The 16971-nt window shown below is 55.2% G+C and carries 15 protein-coding genes and 2 pseudogenes; 2 read left to right on the top strand and 15 right to left on the bottom strand.

Features of this window, described 5'->3' with window-relative positions:
• Positions 1–8: 8 nt before the first annotated feature.
• The 12 genes and pseudogenes from ALO80_RS32160 to ALO80_RS28285 form a co-directional block, all read right to left on the bottom strand.
• On the bottom strand, positions 9–149 hold the full coding sequence (locus ALO80_RS32160) for a DUF4113 domain-containing protein (RefSeq protein WP_235664483.1): 141 nt from the start codon (positions 147–149) through the stop codon (positions 9–11).
• 637 nt (positions 150–786) lie between these two features.
• A pseudogene (locus ALO80_RS31485) lies at positions 787–1052 on the bottom strand (transposase); the annotation flags it as partial.
• 87 nt (positions 1053–1139) lie between these two features.
• Positions 1140–2153, bottom strand: a complete 1014-nt coding sequence (locus tag ALO80_RS28330) for a GlxA family transcriptional regulator (protein WP_055011374.1) — start codon at positions 2151–2153, stop codon at positions 1140–1142.
• A gap of 87 nt (positions 2154–2240) precedes the next feature.
• Positions 2241–3239, bottom strand: coding sequence for a 4-hydroxyproline epimerase (locus ALO80_RS28325; RefSeq protein WP_055011373.1), 999 nt, complete (start codon positions 3237–3239; stop codon positions 2241–2243).
• 11 nt (positions 3240–3250) lie between these two features.
• Positions 3251–4102 carry an ABC transporter permease gene (locus ALO80_RS28320; RefSeq protein WP_055011372.1) on the bottom strand — a complete coding sequence of 284 codons (852 nt, stop codon included), beginning with the start codon at positions 4100–4102 and terminating at the stop codon, positions 3251–3253.
• A complete protein-coding gene (locus tag ALO80_RS28315; protein ID WP_055011371.1) occupies positions 4099–4947 on the bottom strand; it encodes an ABC transporter permease in 849 nt (282 codons plus the stop codon). Before ALO80_RS28315 ends, ALO80_RS28320 begins: the two co-directional genes overlap by 4 nt.
• A complete protein-coding gene (locus tag ALO80_RS28310) occupies positions 4944–6062 on the bottom strand; it encodes a quaternary amine ABC transporter ATP-binding protein (protein WP_055011370.1) in 1119 nt (372 codons plus the stop codon). Before ALO80_RS28310 ends, ALO80_RS28315 begins: the two co-directional genes overlap by 4 nt.
• Positions 6063–6141: 79 nt before the next feature.
• Positions 6142–6990: a glycine betaine ABC transporter substrate-binding protein gene (locus tag ALO80_RS28305; protein WP_055011369.1), complete on the bottom strand. Its 849-nt coding sequence runs from the start codon at positions 6988–6990 to the stop codon at positions 6142–6144.
• A 67-nt stretch (positions 6991–7057) separates the two neighbouring features.
• Positions 7058–8404, bottom strand: a complete 1347-nt coding sequence (locus ALO80_RS28300; protein ID WP_055011368.1) for an NAD(P)/FAD-dependent oxidoreductase — start codon at positions 8402–8404, stop codon at positions 7058–7060.
• Positions 8401–9918 (bottom strand): aldehyde dehydrogenase, encoded by a 1518-nt coding sequence (locus tag ALO80_RS28295; protein ID WP_055011367.1) that lies wholly within the window; start codon positions 9916–9918, stop codon positions 8401–8403. The genes ALO80_RS28300 and ALO80_RS28295 overlap by 4 nt, the downstream gene beginning before the upstream one ends.
• Entirely contained in the window at positions 9911–10822 is a 912-nt protein-coding gene (locus ALO80_RS28290) for a dihydrodipicolinate synthase family protein (protein ID WP_055011366.1), read from the bottom strand. Before ALO80_RS28290 ends, ALO80_RS28295 begins: the two co-directional genes overlap by 8 nt.
• A gap of 687 nt (positions 10823–11509) precedes the next feature.
• Positions 11510–12462: pseudogene (locus ALO80_RS28285) on the bottom strand (LysR family transcriptional regulator).
• Positions 12463–12714: 252 nt separating this feature from the next.
• On the opposite strand from ALO80_RS28285, the gene ALO80_RS28280 reads away from it, so the two are divergent.
• Positions 12715–13101, top strand: coding sequence for a winged helix-turn-helix transcriptional regulator (locus ALO80_RS28280; RefSeq protein WP_055011365.1), 387 nt, complete (start codon positions 12715–12717; stop codon positions 13099–13101).
• Between the two features lie 200 nt (positions 13102–13301).
• On the opposite strand, the gene ALO80_RS28275 is transcribed toward ALO80_RS28280, so the two are convergent.
• Both ALO80_RS28275 and ALO80_RS28270 read right to left on the bottom strand, forming a co-directional pair.
• A complete protein-coding gene (locus ALO80_RS28275; protein WP_055011364.1) occupies positions 13302–14051 on the bottom strand; it encodes an SDR family oxidoreductase in 750 nt (249 codons plus the stop codon).
• Between the two features lie 402 nt (positions 14052–14453).
• Positions 14454–15047: a TetR/AcrR family transcriptional regulator gene (locus ALO80_RS28270; protein WP_055011363.1), complete on the bottom strand. Its 594-nt coding sequence runs from the start codon at positions 15045–15047 to the stop codon at positions 14454–14456.
• Between the two features lie 261 nt (positions 15048–15308).
• On the opposite strand from ALO80_RS28270, the gene ALO80_RS30280 reads away from it, so the two are divergent.
• Positions 15309–15623: an ArsR/SmtB family transcription factor gene (locus ALO80_RS30280; RefSeq protein ID WP_083493445.1), complete on the top strand. Its 315-nt coding sequence runs from the start codon at positions 15309–15311 to the stop codon at positions 15621–15623.
• Positions 15624–15741: 118 nt separating this feature from the next.
• On the opposite strand, the gene ALO80_RS28265 is transcribed toward ALO80_RS30280, so the two are convergent.
• Positions 15742–16935 (bottom strand): MFS transporter, encoded by a 1194-nt coding sequence (locus ALO80_RS28265; RefSeq protein ID WP_375232969.1) that lies wholly within the window; start codon positions 16933–16935, stop codon positions 15742–15744.
• Between the last annotated feature and the right edge of the window lie 36 nt (positions 16936–16971).

Raw genomic sequence — 16971 nt, 5'->3', positions numbered from 1 at the left:
CGTCACCTTCAATTGACGCTCCACAGTTGATCCAGGTGCAAGGTGAAGTTCCTGCTCATCAACTCACGGCGCATTCCACGACCAGGCTCGGCAGGTACGATTCCAGAGCGCACCGTGCCTCTCCCACAGCGTGCGTTGATGGCATCCATCGTCCGTATCGCGTTACCGTTACGTCCGGGCTGAGTCTGAGCGAATAGGTCTCCTGTGAACTCGCCGGGCTGCTGCCGACGCATTGCAGCATAAAAATACTGCAACGCAACGCCGAAGCAGCATGAGGACTGTCACAAGAACATTAAATACTGACTTCAGGGCGTACACTGAAAGCTAGCCAAAGCCACACTGGTGTTTATCAGGAATCGCCATTCACGATCGCTAGCACAGCCGATGCAAGTGGGGGGCACAACTCTTTTTTTCGACCTGAAATAACCGTCCTAGAGCCATGTCAAAATAATTTTTGGCGATCCTGAGAGCCTGTAAAGAAACTCCAGCGAATTCCAAAATACCCGTTATACACGCGCTCTTATGACGAATATTCATCCAATTCCACTGGACCCCGGAGCTGCGTGTCCGGTCGAGCAAGCGATATTCCCGTGCCTCTTCATTCTATTGGCTATTGGAAATCACTGATCGAGAGGCTGTGGTTCTTGCGCTCGATGTTGCCCCAAACCGGCACAGGTGGTTTGATGTCTTTATTCGTCAATTATCCAGGCCAGCATCGCTACGGTTTCATAAGCGGTGCGGCCAATGAACCGATTCGGGTTGAATGTCGAACTGTCATTCAACCCGCTTGATCATGGCGTGACGATTCTTGGACAACGTGGAGTTATCGGGAACTTCGTCTTCAAGACTCAGACGGCAGAGCCAGAGATACGCCAGACTCAAATAAGCCTCTTCGCACAACCGTCGTTCGGAGCGAATGCCGAAGCAGCCCACGGCCAACAGGCGAATCATCCGTTCGCGATCAGTCCATGAAAATCGGCGAGGTCATGGCGCAGATCGCCTGGATCGGGGCATCGATCAGTGTTGCGCAGTACATGATCGGCTGGGAGGTGGAGTCGGTCAGAAGCAGGCGGAAAAGGCGATACTGCAACACCTGATTGGGCCCTCTCGCCACTTCTTCAATTCCTGTTGTTTATACCTCATCTGGCCAAGCGTACTTCTTTGGAAGGCCGGTATCCAAAATATGAGCTGTAGCATTTGCTGAAGTGGCTGGGCGATACAAATCCGCACGCCACCAGCACCTCCACTTGGGACATCTCTGTGTATTGCAGCAATCGTCGCGCTTCGGTAATCCGCAGCTCTAGATAGTAGCGCTGCGGAGTGGTACCTAATTGCTCTTTGAAAAGGCGTTCGACCTGGCGCCGGGAACGCCCCGCATAGACCGCCAGCTGCTCCATCTCCAGAGGCTCTTCCAGATTGGCGTCCATGAGTTTGACGACCTCGCGCAGAGGCGCACTTACTGAGATATGCGGCGATGCTTTAACGCGCCGATAACGCGACTCTTCGAAAGACAGAATGTCTTCTATGCCTTCAACGAGCGCCTTGTCGTGCAATGTTTTGATCCATTCCAGCGCCATATGGTAGGCACCTGCCGGGCTGGAAGCGGTGAGTCGATCCCGATCCACGACATAGGGCTCGCTGGTGACATGAGACAATTTGCAGGCCTCAGCCATCGACGGTCGATGCTCTGGATGAATGGCGCAGCGATAGCCGTCCAGCAAGCCGCTGACTCCCAAAAACCATGCGCCATTCCAGAGCCCGGCCAGCGTAAGACCTCGCTCGGCGGCGGTCCTCAGCAAGCCGATCAGTTCGGGGCTGGCTTTAAGAGGCGTACGGTACCCCCCGCAGATGACTAGCAAATCCAGCGTCTGGAGGTTTTCTGTGTCGAGGCGAACGTCGGGGCGGATGATCAACCCCAGATCACTGATCACCTCCTCGTGGTGCAGCGCAAAGGTTCGGGAAGCAAACAGTCCCGGACGCAGGAGATTCGCCGTGACGATGGTGTCCAGTGCCTGAGTGAAGGCTGGCAGCGAAAAATGCTCAAGCAGCAGAAACCCAGCCTTGGTCTGGGAGGAGTTGTAGCGGCGCTCACCCGCCACATAACGCAGGTTTTTGCCTTTCATACCGCCGCTGAATTGCCGTCTTTCACTCATGCTCGACTCGTTATTACTCGCATACTCGCTTCGCTCTTCATTCCCGCGCCCTGGCGTCGCTCACTGAGTGCGAAGTGCGCAGGAACCTCAAGCGAGCTGAAAACCATGAGCAAGCGGATCTTTGTCGTCCACGAATATAGTGTTGTGGCCGATGATTTCTGCCCAGCCAGTGACACTTGGCTTGATGCCCTCAAAAGTGCCAACGTTGACGGCGGCTTCGACTTTACCTTCGAAGATTGTGCCAATGAGGCTCTCATTACGGAAAGTTTCACCCACTTGCAAGCGTCCCTTTCCGTAGAGCTGCGCCATCCGCGCAGAGGTCCCCGTCCCGCCTGGTGAACGGTCAATGGCTTTATCACCATAAAAGACAGCGCATCGACCGTGAGCGGTTGCGTTCTGTGGTTTGTCACACCAGATTATGTGATGCACCCCGCTGATCCGACTGTTTTCAGGATGTACCGGGTTACAAATGATGCCGAGAGCATCGCGAAGCTGGCGGCTCAGCTCCACGATACTTGACGCATTCAGCCCTTCAAAACCTGCCCAGTTCTCTTGCGGCTCAACGATTGCGTAAAAATTGCCGCCATACGCGATGTCCACATTGAGCGGTCCGACGCCTGGCACATCCACCTGCAAATCTGCACTATGCAGATAACTCGCAACGTTGAACAGCCGGATGGAGTCGACCGATTCGCCCTCCAGGGAGTAATCCACATCCACACGACCCGCAGGCGTTTCAATTGCCAGCCTACCGGGCTCGCGGGGTACGATCAGGCCTTCTTCGATTACTACGGTCGACAGCCCGATGGTGCCGGCACCACACATCGGCAGGCAACCACTGACCTCGATGAACAGCGCGCCGAAGTCGCAATCTTCACGGACCGAAGGATAGATAATGACCCCGGACATGATGTCGTGCCCCCGCGGTTCAAACATTAGTGCGGTGCGGACCCAATCGTGTTTGCGTACGAAAATTTCGCGTCTTTCAGCCATGGAAGCTGAAGGAAGCAGCGGCCCGCCCCCCGCCACTACCCGGACCGGATTACCGCAAGCGTGTGAGTCGATACAGAAGAAACTGCGTCTCATGCTAAACCTTCCTAACCCAGTCTCGCCGGCGAATGGCGCTGCAAGGCGCCGCGAGACAGTCGATCCATCAACAAGGCAACGGCGACGATGGCCAGGCCAGCGCGAAGCCCCAGTCCCATCTCCATGCGCGATAAACCCCGCGTCACCTCAGCACCCAGACCGCCCGCACCTACCAGGCCGGCGAGAACAACCATGGCCAGCGACATAAGGATGCACTGATTCAGCCCTACCATCAGTGTCGGGGCAGCAGTTGGCAGCTCTATCTTGAACAGGATGTCCCTTGGCGAAGCGCCAGAAGCCTGGCCCAACTCGAGCAGGTCCTTGGGCAGCTGTTTGAACGCCAGGGTCGTCAGCCTGAGCATTGGCGGGATGCCATAGACAATGGTGGCAATGATTGCCGGTACGCGGCCCAAGCTGAACAGCATCACTGCCGGGATCAGGTAAACCCAGGGTGGCACTGTCTGCATGATGTTCAGGATCGGCAAAAAGATGTCGTCGACCTTCTTTATCCGAGCCGCCAGTACCCCTAAAGGGAACGCAATCGACACAGATATCAGCACCGCAACGGATACCAGTGCAATTGTTTGCATGGAGGCGACCCACAGGCCAGACACCAGGCAAAAAGTCAGCATCAACCCCACGAACACCGCGACCCGCTTATTAGCGAGGAGCATCGCTGCGATCATGACAATGGCGATCGACAAGTAAGGGTGCGGTGCAAGCAATGCACGCTCGACCAGACCCAATACCGCTTCGACCACTTGGCTGACGCCAACAAACAAGCCGTGCAGGTTGGCATTCAACCAATCCACCCCCGGCACCAGGTAGTCTCCGGGCGAGAAGCGAATGTCAGGCGTGCTCATTGGCTATCTCCCGCGCGTGCGCGGGCAGCTGCCTGCGCGAGTCGATCCAGAATCATTGTCAGAATCACGATAGCGATTGCTGCGTTGATCGACTTGGCGATATCCAGCGTGCGTACTGCACCATAGATTGCCTGGCCCAATCCGCCAGAACCGACGATGCCGGCAATGACTACCATCCCGAACGCCATCATCAGGCTCTGGTTGACACCTGCCATGATGCTGGGCATGGCGAACGGCAGGCGAATCTTGAAGAACATCTGTAACCCGGTGACGCCACTGGCATTGCCCAGCTCGATGAACTCATTCGGAGTCATGCGGATACCCAGAGAAGTAAGGCGCATTGCCGGAGGCAGCGCCACGATGAATGTTGCCAGCAGCGCCGTGGCAGGCCCATAGCCCAGGACCGCGATTGCCGGCAAAAGATAGATGTAGGGTGGCATGGTCTGCACAAGGTCCAGGCACGGGTCCACGACCCGATCAAACGCTGGAGCAAGACCAGCAAGCACCCCCAGAGGAATACCGACCACCAATGCCAGCACCGTAGCTGTGAGCACAAGAGCGAGGGTACTCACGGTCTCCGGCCACAAGCCGATCAAGGCGCAGAACATCAGCGCCAGTGCCGCCAGGACTGCAAAGCGTACGCCGATCACGCGCCAGCCGATTACTGCGATGATCAACGCAATCACGTAGTAAGAGGGATAGGCAATGCACCATAAGACACCGTTGTAGAGACGGTTGAGCACAGCGTTGGCAGCACCAAACAGCAACTCGCCATGATCCGACAGCCACTCCAGAGCGGAGTCAATGAGCGAATCAAACTGCTCGGAATAATCAGGCGTGTTCATGTCGACGCCTCCAGGGTGATGGCCGCTGGCGACACAGCGAACTCTTTCGGAATACCCTGTACGCCGCGCAGCAGATCACGAGGGGTAATGATGCCCACCACCACACCGTTGTCGACTACCGCGAGGGCATCACGCTTCGACTTCATGGTCAGGCCGATCAGTTCATTGATGTCCGCGCCCGGGACAGTCCTGAGTAGCCTGGAAATATCACAGGCAGGGTTTGCCGCCTTGAATGGCTCGACAGGAGTCATCACCGAATGGGCTTTGACCAGATGCAGCCGGGAAATCCCGGCGACAAACTCTGCCACGTAGTCGTCGGCAGGGTTGAGCACGATTTCTTCGGCCGTTCCCACCTGGATGATGACTCCGTCTTTCATGATTGCAATCCGATCACCGATGCGTATCGCTTCGTCCAGATCGTGAGTAATGAACACCGCAGACTTGCCAAGCTCCTTGGTCAACTGTCGAAACTCATCCTGAAGTTGCCGGCGAATCAGCGGATCCAGAGCGCTGAACGGTTCATCCATCAGGATCACTTCCGGATCTGCAGTGATCACCCTGGCCAGACCGACCCGCTGTTGCATTCCGCCCGACAATTCATTCGGATAGCGGGAAGACCACTCACTCAAACCCACCTTGGCCAGCGCACTTTCGGCCACCTTGTAACGCGCAGCTCTCCCAACGCCCTGAACTTCCAGGCCGAATGCCGTGTTTTCCAGTACCGTTCGGTTGGGCAACAGGGCGACGCTCTGAAAAACCATGCCGATGTGCCGGGCTCGCACCTCGCGCAATTGCGCGGCTGACAGAGCGGACAGGTCCTTGCCTTTGACAAACACCTTTCCGGCGCTCGGTGTGATGAGTTTGTTGAGAAGCCTGATCAGCGTGGATTTCCCACTGCCAGACAAGCCCATGATGCAGAAAATCTCCCCACGTCTAACCTGGAGACTGACATCCGAGACGCCGACTACGCAGCTGTATTCTTGCAGTATCTGGGTCTTGGTCAGCCCACGCTGAGCGACAGCATCCATCGCCGCAGGTGCACTTTTACCGAAGATTTTCCAAACCGACTGGCAATCAACCAGCACTTCGTTAGGGTCTATTTTGGCCGTTGTCATTTTGTAACCCGTCGAGCCGGTTTGTACCGGCTTCTCTAATTAATCAAAGGGCGGCAGTGGCACATATAAAAAGAAATACTCAGTTCTTGACGTTTCCCCAACGCTTTAACAGATCGCTATGGCTATCAGTCCAGCCCTGAACTGCCTGGTCCATAGTCTTGCCATCCTTGACCTCGGCGTTCATCGAAGTGATGTCGGCGATTGGCACGTAAACACTTGCCATCAGTTCGCGAGCGCGTGGATTGGCTTCAGCAAAGCCTTTATGACCAATCCAGTAGTAGCCCTGCAGCGGCGGTAAGATCCCTTTTGGATCCTTGAGGAATTTAAGGTCGAATTTTTTGGTCATCCAGGATGGATCCCAGACGGTCACGGCGACCCACTCCTTGCGATCAACGGCTGATTTCAACGCTGCCGTCATCGCCGAGGTGCTGCCCTCAATCAACTTGAGTGTGAGGTCATATGCCTTGACCACGTCAGCGGCATCGCTCATCAAGCCTGAACCTGGCTCAATGCCGATGATCTTGCCGCCGAGCTGTTCAGAATGGGCATTGAGTTGTTCGATAGAGTCGATGTCGACATAACGGGGGACCGCAAGCCCTTGATAAAGACCGAACGACACTGGGGACAATTTCTCGAGCTTATTCTTATTCTTGTTCCAGTAATCAGACGCGGCATAGTCCGTCTGTGAAGCCAGAACCTGAACATCGCCCTTGGTCAGGGCCGCGTAGGCAATCCCCCACTCGGAAAACTCAATCACTTTGACTGTGTAGCCAGCGTTTTCGAGTACTTTTTTGGTGACGCCGGTGATGGGCGTCAAGTCTTCCCAGTTCATGGTGCCCATGGTGATGGTTTTTTCTTCTGCCTGAGCCTGCAGACTCATCAAGCCGACAATAACAACCGCACAGACTGTCTTCCAGATCGTGTTCATAGAGTATCCCCGCTTTACGTTATGGAACTAACTCAGGCTTTGAAAAAGCCAATGATTTAAATCAATTTCATCCTTCTTTTCCCGCTTTGAATTCTTGCCAGCGAATGACCGAATTGACGCCCAATCTGGTCAGAAGTCTGGGCGGTAGCCTGCTAGGCCCAGGGCTATGACTGAAACTTTCAAGGATTTTCGAATGGGTGCCCGTCGCCAACTCGGCAGCCATGACGCCTGCCAACGTACTTTTGACGGTACCCAAGCCATTTTCACAGCAGGCCGAATACAGATTCTGTTCAATTTCGCCAAACGCTGGCGCGCTGTTGCGGCTCAGGCAGAGTCGCCCTGCCCAACTGAATTCGAGCGGTGTGTGCTTCAGTTCGGGAAAACGCAAATCCAGGGAGTGCCGCTGTTCTTCAGCCACGGCGGCAACGCGCCGTGGCGTCACCTGGATGCTCGGATCATAGGTAAACCGAGTTCTGATAACGATGCGTGACAGGCCGTTAGCGCTGATCTTGCGCAGCGTGGCCCCCATCGGGTCGGCGGGTAACAACGCCCACCTTGCCTTGCCGGGTACGACCTTGTTGAACTGATCATCCCGGTACCCGGCCGTCATCGACGCATAAGTGAAGACATGTAACAGACGGCCCTGAAAATGCCCGAAATCCTCAATGTGACCATTGACTGCAAGAATCACTTTCGGCGCATTGACCACGCCACGGTGAGACCGGGCAATCCAGCCACTGCCCGCCGGGGACAACTCGATAACCGGGGAGCGCTCAAACAGAGTCACCTTCCCCTCCAGCCCGGCTGCCAGGTCTCTGATGTACTGCGCAGGCTGGATCATGACTGCGCCAGGGGTGTACAGACCGCCCTGGTAATAGGTCGAGCCAGTGATTTCGCGCATTTGTACCGCATCGAACAGCTCGTATTGCTCTCCAATGCTGTTCAGCGAACTGGCGTAGTTGATATTGAGCTTCAGCCCACGCTCAGTGGCGGCTGCATTTATCTTTCCTGACGGATCGAACGTCTCAGCGCTCATGCCGTAATCCAGCGCGGTCTGAGCGGCGAACCTGATTGCAAACCGGTTCTGGGCAATTTCCAGAGCGGTCGCTGATTCCCCGGCTACTGAATACTCTCCCGAAGAAAGACTGTGCGGCACGTCAATCATGAAACCCGAGTTTCTACCGGCGGGCCCCTTGGCCACTTCATGAGCATCCATGACCACTATCCTGTCATCGGGGCGCAGCTGAGACAGCCTGCGTGCCGCCGAGAGCCCCGCGAAACCAGCACCGATAATCAGCCAGTCCGCGGTCACCGGCCCATCAAGCATACGCACAGGCGCTGAGCGTGTGGAAATTGCCTCCCAGCCTGAAACGCCGGTGTCTACGGGTAGACGCTTGATGGTGTGAGTGCTCATTTTACGGTCTCGTCAACCGACCGATCAGAGACGTCGATCCAGATGGTTTTGATTTCGGTGTATTGATCATGGGCTAAAACCGACTTGTCACGCCCGCCGAAACCCGATTCCCTATAGCCACCAAACGGTGTCGAAGCATCACCCTCGCCGAAGCAATTTACGGTGACGATACCGGCGCGAATCTCGCGGGACAGCTTGATCGCTCTGCGCAGGCTGCCTGTGTAGACCGACGCCGCCAAGCCGTAGACCGTGTCATTGGCCAGCGCAATGGCTTCTGAGATCGACGTAAACGCTGTGACTGACAATATCGGGCCGAAGATCTCTTCCTGGAACAGAGGGCTGTCTCGCTTCACACCATCGATGACCGTCGGCTGGACAAAGACCCCATCCTGAGTATCGCCGCCGTACACTACGTCAAGCTCGCCTGCGTTCGCATAATCGAGGTACGACTTGACCTTCTCGAAGTGGTCAGTACTCACTAAAGCGCCCACCCGATTGTGCGGATCCAGCGGGTCGCCCATTTTCCAGTCGTTGAGATAGGCCCCCATGCGTTTGAGCAACTCATCCTTGACCGATGCGTGCACCAGCAGACGCGAGGTTGCCGAACAGTTTTCACCCATATTCCAGAACGCACCGTTGACCACCTGCTCAGCTACCAGATCCAGGTCTTCGGCATCGTCCATCACCACTGCCGGGTTCTTGCCACCGCACTCCAGCACCACGCGCTTGAGGTTCGAGTCGGCGGCATAATGCAGAAAACGACGGCCAGTGGCGGTAGAGCCTGTAAAGCTGACCATATCGACGTCTCTGTGCAGGCCGATAGGCTCGCCGACGTCCTTGCCGGTACCGGTCACGATGTTCAAAATACCGGCCGGAACGCCAGCCTCGAAAGCCAGCTCGGCAACCCGCAGCGTAGTGAGGGTGGTCTGCTCGGCTGGCTTGACGATGACCGAGCATCCAGCGGCCAGCGCCGGACCGATTTTCCATGCCAGCATCAGCAACGGGAAATTCCACGGCAGTACGCAGCCGACGACGCCAATAGGCTCGCGCACGATCATAGTCAGTGCATCGTTGCCCACCGGGGCGGTCTGATCGTAAAGCTTGTCGATGACTTCTGCGTGCCAGCGCAGGGTATGAATGGTGTCTGGCACGTCCACCAATTGACACTCGCGTACGGGTTTGCCGCTATCCAGACTTTCCATCACGGCCAGCTCGTGGCGATTGTCCTCCAGCAGCCTGGCGAACTTCAGCAAAACCGCTTTACGTTCGCCAGGGGGCAACAGCCTCCAGCGGCCATCCTCGAAAGCTGCCCTGGCCTTGCTGACTGCGTAATCCACGTCCTGTGAGGAACATGCCGCAATATCAACCAGGAACCTACCCGTTGCCGGGTTGTGAGTGGCAAATGTAGCTCCGGAAATGGCTGGCTTAAAAACACCGTCAATAAATGCGCTGGACGGAAACGAGAGGGATTGGGCGATGGCGGTGTATTCATCCGCAGTCAGAAGATCACGCATGGTTGGCTCCCGAAGTGACATAGGCAACGGTGCGTTTTACGTTGGCAATGACGGCGTGCAGGCTCCGCTTGTCTTGCGCATTGAGTGGACGCAGTGGCGCACGGACGTCGCCCACCTTCAATCCATTCAACTCGCAACCAAACTTGATCGACTGGACAAACTTACCGCCGTCCAATGCGTTCATCAGCGGCATCATCGCCGACATGATCCGACGCCCTTTTTCGAAGTTGTTTTCGATGACACAGGCTTCATAGAGCGCGACATGTTCTTTGGGTAGAAAGTTGGAGCCAGCGCAGACCCAGCTGCGTGCACCCCAAGCAAAAAACTCAAGTGCCTGATCGTCCCAACCGCACGACAGGGCAATATGCGGAAATTCGCGAGCCAGCAAGTGCACACGGCCCATATCGCCGGAACTTTCCTTGATGGCAATGACATTTTTTGATTTGCCCACGCGCGCGAGATAATCCTCGTTCATCTGCACGCCCATGCGCCCTGGGTAGTTATAAAGCATGATCGGCATGTCAGCGGCACGATCAATAGTCAATGCGTGGACAGCGTTTTCCTGGTCCGTTGGCAGTGCGTAGGGCGGCGTGGTGACGAGGATAGCGTCAGCTTTGATGGCTTTGGCATCCGCAGCGAACATCACAGCGTCTTCAGTGCGTATGGCGCCGGTGCCGATGATCAGTTGCACACGCGAACCGATGACGTCCTTGGCATGAGCAGCGAGCTTGAGGCGTTCTTCAGCGGTCTGCGCATAATACTCGCCGGTCGAGCCGCCAATAATAATGCCGTGCACGTTCGCCTCGATCAGCGACTCCAGAACGTCGGAAAACACGTTCCAGTCGATCTCGCCGTCAGGCGTATACGGCGTCACCGCCGGTGTATATATACCTTCGAATCTCAAGTCAGTTTCTCCGATTTAAATGGCCCGACGTATCAACTAACACAGCCGGATTTCGGGGCGTACGGTACAAACCCGCATCAAGAGATACCGTGCCTATCGATTAATAGTAACGTTCACAGTTACACCCCTGTCTCAGCTGGACGAACCAGAATAAGTATCAAGCATTGTCCAGGCAGGGCGATACGCACTGCCTTCGAACAGCAGAACTGAACGGCAATCATTGGCTTACTGTGTCAACTGCATCTTCCAGTTGCATTCAGAACTTCATCACCTTCCCACCCCAGGTACAGGAGCAGAAACAGAAGCCTCAACTGAAACAATGTCTAATCATCTGGCAGGCACCAGGCGACGTACAAGGATCTTATTTTTTACGGCTTGACTTCGTTCACTGCATTCGCGGTTTCACGATGGCGGAGACAAACCGGGCATTAAACACTGGACCCGGCGTTACCACTGATTAAACACGCTTATCTGTTTTGCCTTTTCCAAGTGCCGTACGCCTTTAAAGGCTCAGGTGGAGAATACGTCCCGTCATTGCGACCGGACAAGAAACCTTTTCTTAGAGCAATTCATAACCTGATGTTATCGATAGGCGCTTTTGAAGGGGTTGAATCGTTAGACACAGGAGGGAAATGGTGCACTTCACACGCCGTTGCCACGTTTAAGGGCCCCCTGCACCTGCCCGACTCAGGCAAGCTGAGAAAGCATCCAGTCTCTGAGCCGACAGCAAGCGTCATCGTTCTGCCGGTCTTGCCGGAAGGTCAGGTAATGCAGACTTTCCCTGAGCACCAACTCATCGCTGACCGGGCGCACCAGCGTGCCATCGTCGACTAGCTTTTTCACCAGATGATTCCAGCCAAGTGCTACGCCCTGATGCGTCAGGACCATGGTGATGATCAGGTTATAGTCATTGGCGTTAAGCATGTGCGGACTTTCAAAAGGACGCTCGCTGATATCAATGCCATTGAAGGCCAGCCAGACGTTCCAATCTACATGCTCAGCGACCTGGGAGCGCCCATACGGGCTCAGATTCAACAGAACACCGTCACGCAACCCTTCCAGACTCGAGAGTTCGGGATGATTTGCTTTGTATTGCGGGGTACATACCGGATAGATGACGTCATGAAAAAGCGGGTAACACTGGTAGCCGTCCTGAATCTTGGCCATTTTGGTAATGAAAATGTCCGGGCGTATGCCAGGTTCCATTGACAGAAAATTCTGAGTCGTAATGAGGTTCAGATCAATGTCAGGGTTTTGACTGAAAAACGTCGGCAATCTTTCAGATAGCCACAGGGCTGAAAAGGCAGGGGAACAGCACAGTGTCAGCACTCGCTTGCCGGCATTATGGGTACGGATCCGCTCTGCTGCCTGGGAAATATTGACGAAGGACATCTGTGCCGCATCGAAAAAATCGCACCGGCCTCAGTTAACTGGACAGCACGCCCCACCCTCTTGAACAGCTCGACTTCAAGATAGGCCTCAAGCTCGCGAATTTGCCGGCTGATCGCGGCCTGGGTGACGCACAGTGCCTCTGCAGCGCGAGTAAAACTTTGATACTTTGCCGCGGCCACAAATGATTTGACCGCTTTGAGCGAGGGCATCTTCAACAAGGTAAGGTCGGGATCGATATGTTTAACCATACGTACGCTCTGATCTCCTTCATTAACGTTACCAGAAACCTGCGAACAGGATCCGGTTCAAGCTCTCAGCGTACCCGAGATTAGCGACCGACAAACCAGAGTTACATCCCGGATCAACGCTCAAAGGCAGGACGAGGCGAAACCTCTTAGTGGGTGGACTTTATTTGCTTTTGCACGCCACACAAGTATATTTTGTAGACCTGACGTCAATCAGGCACTTGGAGTAGCCTCATTACACCCGGAGAAAATTTGATGCTGGAATTAGAGCCGCAATGTTTTTCATCGGACTGCCCGAGCCGGGCGCTTTTCGATCAGATCGCGGACAAGTGGTCGATGATGGTTCTGGCCGTGCTTGATGACGGGCCGCATCGCTTCAATGCCATCAAACGTCGCCTGGAGGGTGTCACCCAGAAAGCTCTGACACAGTCCCTGCGGCGGCTGGAACGCAATGGTCTCGTCTCGCGCCAGGTCATTTCGTTTTCGCCCGTGGCAGTTCAGTATGAAATCACGCCGCTTGGCCAGACACTGCAGCAGCCATTTCGCGAGTTGCATAAATGGACGCTCGACAAACTGCCTGACGTTGAAGCTGCACGGTTGAAATTTGACGCGGTCGCAGACGTAAAGCTCACGACAGGATGATTTAACACCTCCCGCCAACGCGTTCCGGTGATGCACTGTCTGATAGACCTTCTGCCAGCATACGGTCACGATACGGTATGGAAATCGTTGGAATGCTTCCACGCAACTGGCAAAGGCCAATGAGTTTCCAGCCGGGCGAAGCTCGAAAGCTCAACTCGCGAGGGTCAAGCTTTGGAGCTGATACGCGTATAGCCTGCGGGTCAAACCTGATTGGTTGGCATGACGTAGAGCTCGGCAATATTAACGTGCTCAGGTGCGGACACCGCATACAGAACAGTGTCCGCAATGTCGGCAGGCAATAGGAACTCTACCTGGCTTGAAAAACCAGCCATGACCTGCAAAAACTCTTCGCTGGTTGTGTGATTGAACAGTTCAGTCGCCGTCGCACCTGGCTGAATGCTGGTGACACGAATGTTATGTTTCTGCCCTACTTCCATGCGCAGCCCTTCGGTGAAGGCACTGACCGCGAATTTCGTCGCAGCGTACACAGCAAAGCCCTGGCCCAACACTTTGCGCCCCGCCACCGATGAAGTATTTATAATGTGCCCGGCACGGTGCTTTATAAAATGAGGGAGCACGGCGGCCGACAGATTCAAGACCCCTTTGATATTGACGTCCACCATCTTGTCCCATTCATCGGTTTTGAATTCGTCAATATTGGACAGGGGCATCAGACCCGCGTTATTGACTGCAATATCAATTCCCCCATAGGTGTCTACCAGCTTTTTCACCCCTGCCTCGACCGACGCTTTGTCTGCCACGTCCATCTCCAAAACCAGCGCTTGCCCACCAAGACGCTCGATGTCGGCTTTTAATGCGTCAAGACGATCGGCTCGGCGCGCTGCGATACCCACTTTCACACCCACACTGGCGAGCTTCCTGGCCGTCGCTTCGCCTATGCCGCTCGATGCGCCCGTTATCAGTGCGATTTTTTCACTAAGTGCTTTCATGATCCATCCTGCGTAGGGAGTGTCGAAAAAGTTAACTCAATAACTTAACGCGTGATCATGATATACATTTTATACCTGGGTTCAATTAGGCACCGCGAGCATACCAAGTATATCCAACGATACTGCCACCTCAGGGCACATCAAAATAACCGCGACCAAGGGTGCCCAGGTACTGGCATAAGCCCCTGTACACCAGCATAAATTCCTAATGGTTCAGCATTGGGTTAGTTTGATAACGGGCTCATATACTGCATAAGCCCGGCGCAGTTCCTCGCGAACAAGAGCTACCGGCGGCTTATCGATTACAATGTATCTGGGTGCAAGGTGGGCTAACTAACAAAGGCCCCCTTGCGTTGCCAGAATATGTCGGGATTGCGCGTTGAGCCGCTGGACGCAACAGGGCTACTTTTCAATACGGCTTTGAGGCCACGTCAACAGCGCAAAGTCAATAAGGCGGGTAAGTGTCTGGCGAGTAGCTCCGGTCGAAGGCAGATTTACAATGGCCTGTAATATTCCAAAGTAATACCACGCCAGTAGATCCAGATCGGCGTGCTCGGCAATCTCACCTTGCAACTGGCCATCATTCAAAATATCCAGAAAAATCTGCCGCTGCTGACAAGCCGCAGCGTGTGCGGTTCTCTTTCCTGCGGCAGTGAGGTCTTCATGCTCAGCGTTACTACGAGAGATCAGGCAGCCAAGAGGACGCTTTACGTCAGACTCCGGTGGAAGAAACTCACGTAACAACGCTTCCATGCTCGCTTTGGAACCCTGAACTCTGGTCGATTTCATTCGAGCCAGCACACGGTCGGTATACAGCTGAAGAGACTCGTTGAAGAGCCCATCCTTGCCATGGAACCGCTGATACAAGCTTGATCGAGACAACCCCGTTGCCTCCGTCAGGTCGCTGATAGACGAATTCGCGTACCCATGACGCCAGAAAACACCTGTCGCCGCGTTCAGGACCGTGCCTTCATCGTATTGCGGTTTGCCGCTCATGGATTCTCCGTTGACAACCTGGAACGATCGGACCAAGATATATGGACCGATCGTTCCATGATACAGGCAGATTCTATGGCGCTCAAAAACCCGAATAACCCGGCGCAAGTGTCGAGAAACTGTTCACTGCTCACGACAGCTCACCACAGCAAGTCGCCAACGAGATCGCCCTCATCGACGCTGTCATGGAACCGCGCGGGCAGCACATCGTTTCACCACGCAGCCACTTGACGTGTACGCCTGCGCCACAGGTCATTTTTCATGAGAGCATTCAATCATCCGGAGCCCAGGGAGTTCGCTCTTGAGCGTGTTCTCTATGCGTTAAGCGACCCTGTGCGCATGGAGATCATTCGCCATCTTGCCGACGTGAACGAGGCTACCTGTGGTGAGTTAGATGGCGGCCGACCTAAATCAAGCGCGTCTCATCACTTTCGGGTACTACGTGACTCGGGGTTGATGCGCACGCGTATCGTTGGTACGACGCACATGAACGCTCTTCGCAAGGATGAGATTGAAGCACGCTTTCCAGGGCTGCTTGACTCCATACTTGGTCACTTTCCATCACCTCCCCTTTAGCGGCCTGTAGCAAGCCATCGCGAGCATCAGGCTGATCCCGATACCCGCCTTGGTCGCGTGGCGCATACGCCAGACTGGCCCGCACCTGCCCCATTGCCAAGCCAGCGAGGCTACCCTTTCAGACCGCTCCCCCGTTAAATCGGTGACCTGTTGCGAAACCATGAACATGCGCTCGCGCTGCAATGAGCAGACTCAGCACCGACAACACGAACAAGACCCAGGGAAAAGATCCCACTCCCCATTCACTCAACAGAACACCCCCCAATAACCCGCCTCCTGCGATAGCGCTGTTCCAGACCACGACATTCATGGAAAGCGCGACATCAGCGCCCTCGCCTGCCGAATCGGCGAGCGCGGTTTGCAAGAGCGTGGCAGCACCACCAAACGTCAGGCCCCAGATAAAAACCCCGAGGTAAATAGCCAAAGCGGAGCCGGAAAACAAGCCTAAGAACACCGAAACACCTGCGAAGGTTGCAAGGCTGGCCAAGACCGCTTTTCGCAGATGGCGATCAACCAGCCGTCCCGTTACCCAGATGCCCGCCAGCGCGGCGATGCCAAATGCCAGCAACACCGCATCAATGTTATTTGCCAATCCAGCCTTGGAGACAAAGGGCGCGACGTAGGTATAGAGAATGTTGTGAGCCAGCATCCAGGTAAAGACCACGCCCAGCACCGGGCGTACGCCAGGCGTAAAAAAGACCTGACCCAACGCCATGCGCTGTGAGGAGGTTTGGCCAGGGTAATCCGGCACTTTGATCAGTACCCAGGCGATCAGCACGAGGGTCATCCCGGACATCAAGCCGAATGCCAAACGCCAGCCCATGAACCCGCCCAGCCAGGTTCCCAAAGGCACGCCAAGCGACAGGGCGATGGGCGTACCCACCATGGCGATCGCCAGCGCGCGGCCCTGCAATTTCGGGACAACCATGCGGCGTGCGTAACCTGCGATGAGGCTCCAGGCCAGGCCCGCAGAGACGCCAGCGAAAAACCTCGCAATCAGGGTCAGCCAGTAACTGGAAGACAGCGCTGTGACCGAATTGAAAATCAAAAAGCCGACGATCGTCAGCAGCAAGACAGTCCTGCGACGCCAGCTTTGCGTAGCGATGGTCAGCGGAATGGCTGCCAGCAGAGAACCCAGCGCATAAAACGTCACCATCTGCCCTGCATACGAAGCCGAGACCCCCAGCCCGCTACTGATCTCGGGCAGCAAACCCGCAGGCAGCGTCTCAGTCACGATGCAAATGAACCCCGTCATCGCCAGCGCCAGCAACGCGCCGATCGGAAGTTTTTCGTCCTGATTCTTTTTCGTCATCACCCGAATCCACCTACTAATATACTGATCGGTATA

The organism is Pseudomonas caricapapayae, from assembly GCF_001400735.1.
In the GTDB taxonomy this organism is placed as follows: Bacteria; Pseudomonadota; Gammaproteobacteria; order Pseudomonadales; family Pseudomonadaceae; genus Aquipseudomonas; species Aquipseudomonas caricapapayae.
The sequence above is the reverse complement of the archived record's forward strand: the minus strand, read 5'-3'. Positions and strand labels throughout refer to the sequence as shown.

Excerpts from the sequence above, each read along its gene's own strand:
- ALO80_RS28310 (WP_055011370.1), bottom strand. The coding sequence starts at position 6,062 with ATGACAACGGCCAAAATAGACCCTAACGAAGTGCTGGTTGATTGCCAG.
- ALO80_RS32160 (WP_235664483.1), bottom strand. The coding sequence starts at position 149 with ATGGATGCCATCAACGCACGCTGTGGGAGAGGCACGGTGCGCTCTGGA.
- ALO80_RS28275 (WP_055011364.1), bottom strand. The coding sequence starts at position 14,051 with ATGAAAGCACTTAGTGAAAAAATCGCACTGATAACGGGCGCATCGAGC.
- ALO80_RS28265 (WP_375232969.1), bottom strand. The coding sequence starts at position 16,935 with ATGACGAAAAAGAATCAGGACGAAAAACTTCCGATCGGCGCGTTGCTG.
- ALO80_RS28330 (WP_055011374.1), bottom strand. The coding sequence starts at position 2,153 with ATGAGTGAAAGACGGCAATTCAGCGGCGGTATGAAAGGCAAAAACCTG.
- ALO80_RS30280 (WP_083493445.1), top strand. The coding sequence starts at position 15,309 with ATGAGAGCATTCAATCATCCGGAGCCCAGGGAGTTCGCTCTTGAGCGT.
- ALO80_RS28295 (WP_055011367.1), bottom strand. The coding sequence starts at position 9,918 with ATGCGTGATCTTCTGACTGCGGATGAATACACCGCCATCGCCCAATCC.
- ALO80_RS28320 (WP_055011372.1), bottom strand. The coding sequence starts at position 4,102 with ATGAGCACGCCTGACATTCGCTTCTCGCCCGGAGACTACCTGGTGCCG.
- ALO80_RS28300 (WP_055011368.1), bottom strand. The coding sequence starts at position 8,404 with ATGAGCACTCACACCATCAAGCGTCTACCCGTAGACACCGGCGTTTCA.
- ALO80_RS28325 (WP_055011373.1), bottom strand. The coding sequence starts at position 3,239 with ATGAGACGCAGTTTCTTCTGTATCGACTCACACGCTTGCGGTAATCCG.
- ALO80_RS28315 (WP_055011371.1), bottom strand. The coding sequence starts at position 4,947 with ATGAACACGCCTGATTATTCCGAGCAGTTTGATTCGCTCATTGACTCC.
- ALO80_RS28280 (WP_055011365.1), top strand. The coding sequence starts at position 12,715 with ATGCTGGAATTAGAGCCGCAATGTTTTTCATCGGACTGCCCGAGCCGG.
- ALO80_RS28270 (WP_055011363.1), bottom strand. The coding sequence starts at position 15,047 with ATGAGCGGCAAACCGCAATACGATGAAGGCACGGTCCTGAACGCGGCG.
- ALO80_RS28305 (WP_055011369.1), bottom strand. The coding sequence starts at position 6,990 with ATGAACACGATCTGGAAGACAGTCTGTGCGGTTGTTATTGTCGGCTTG.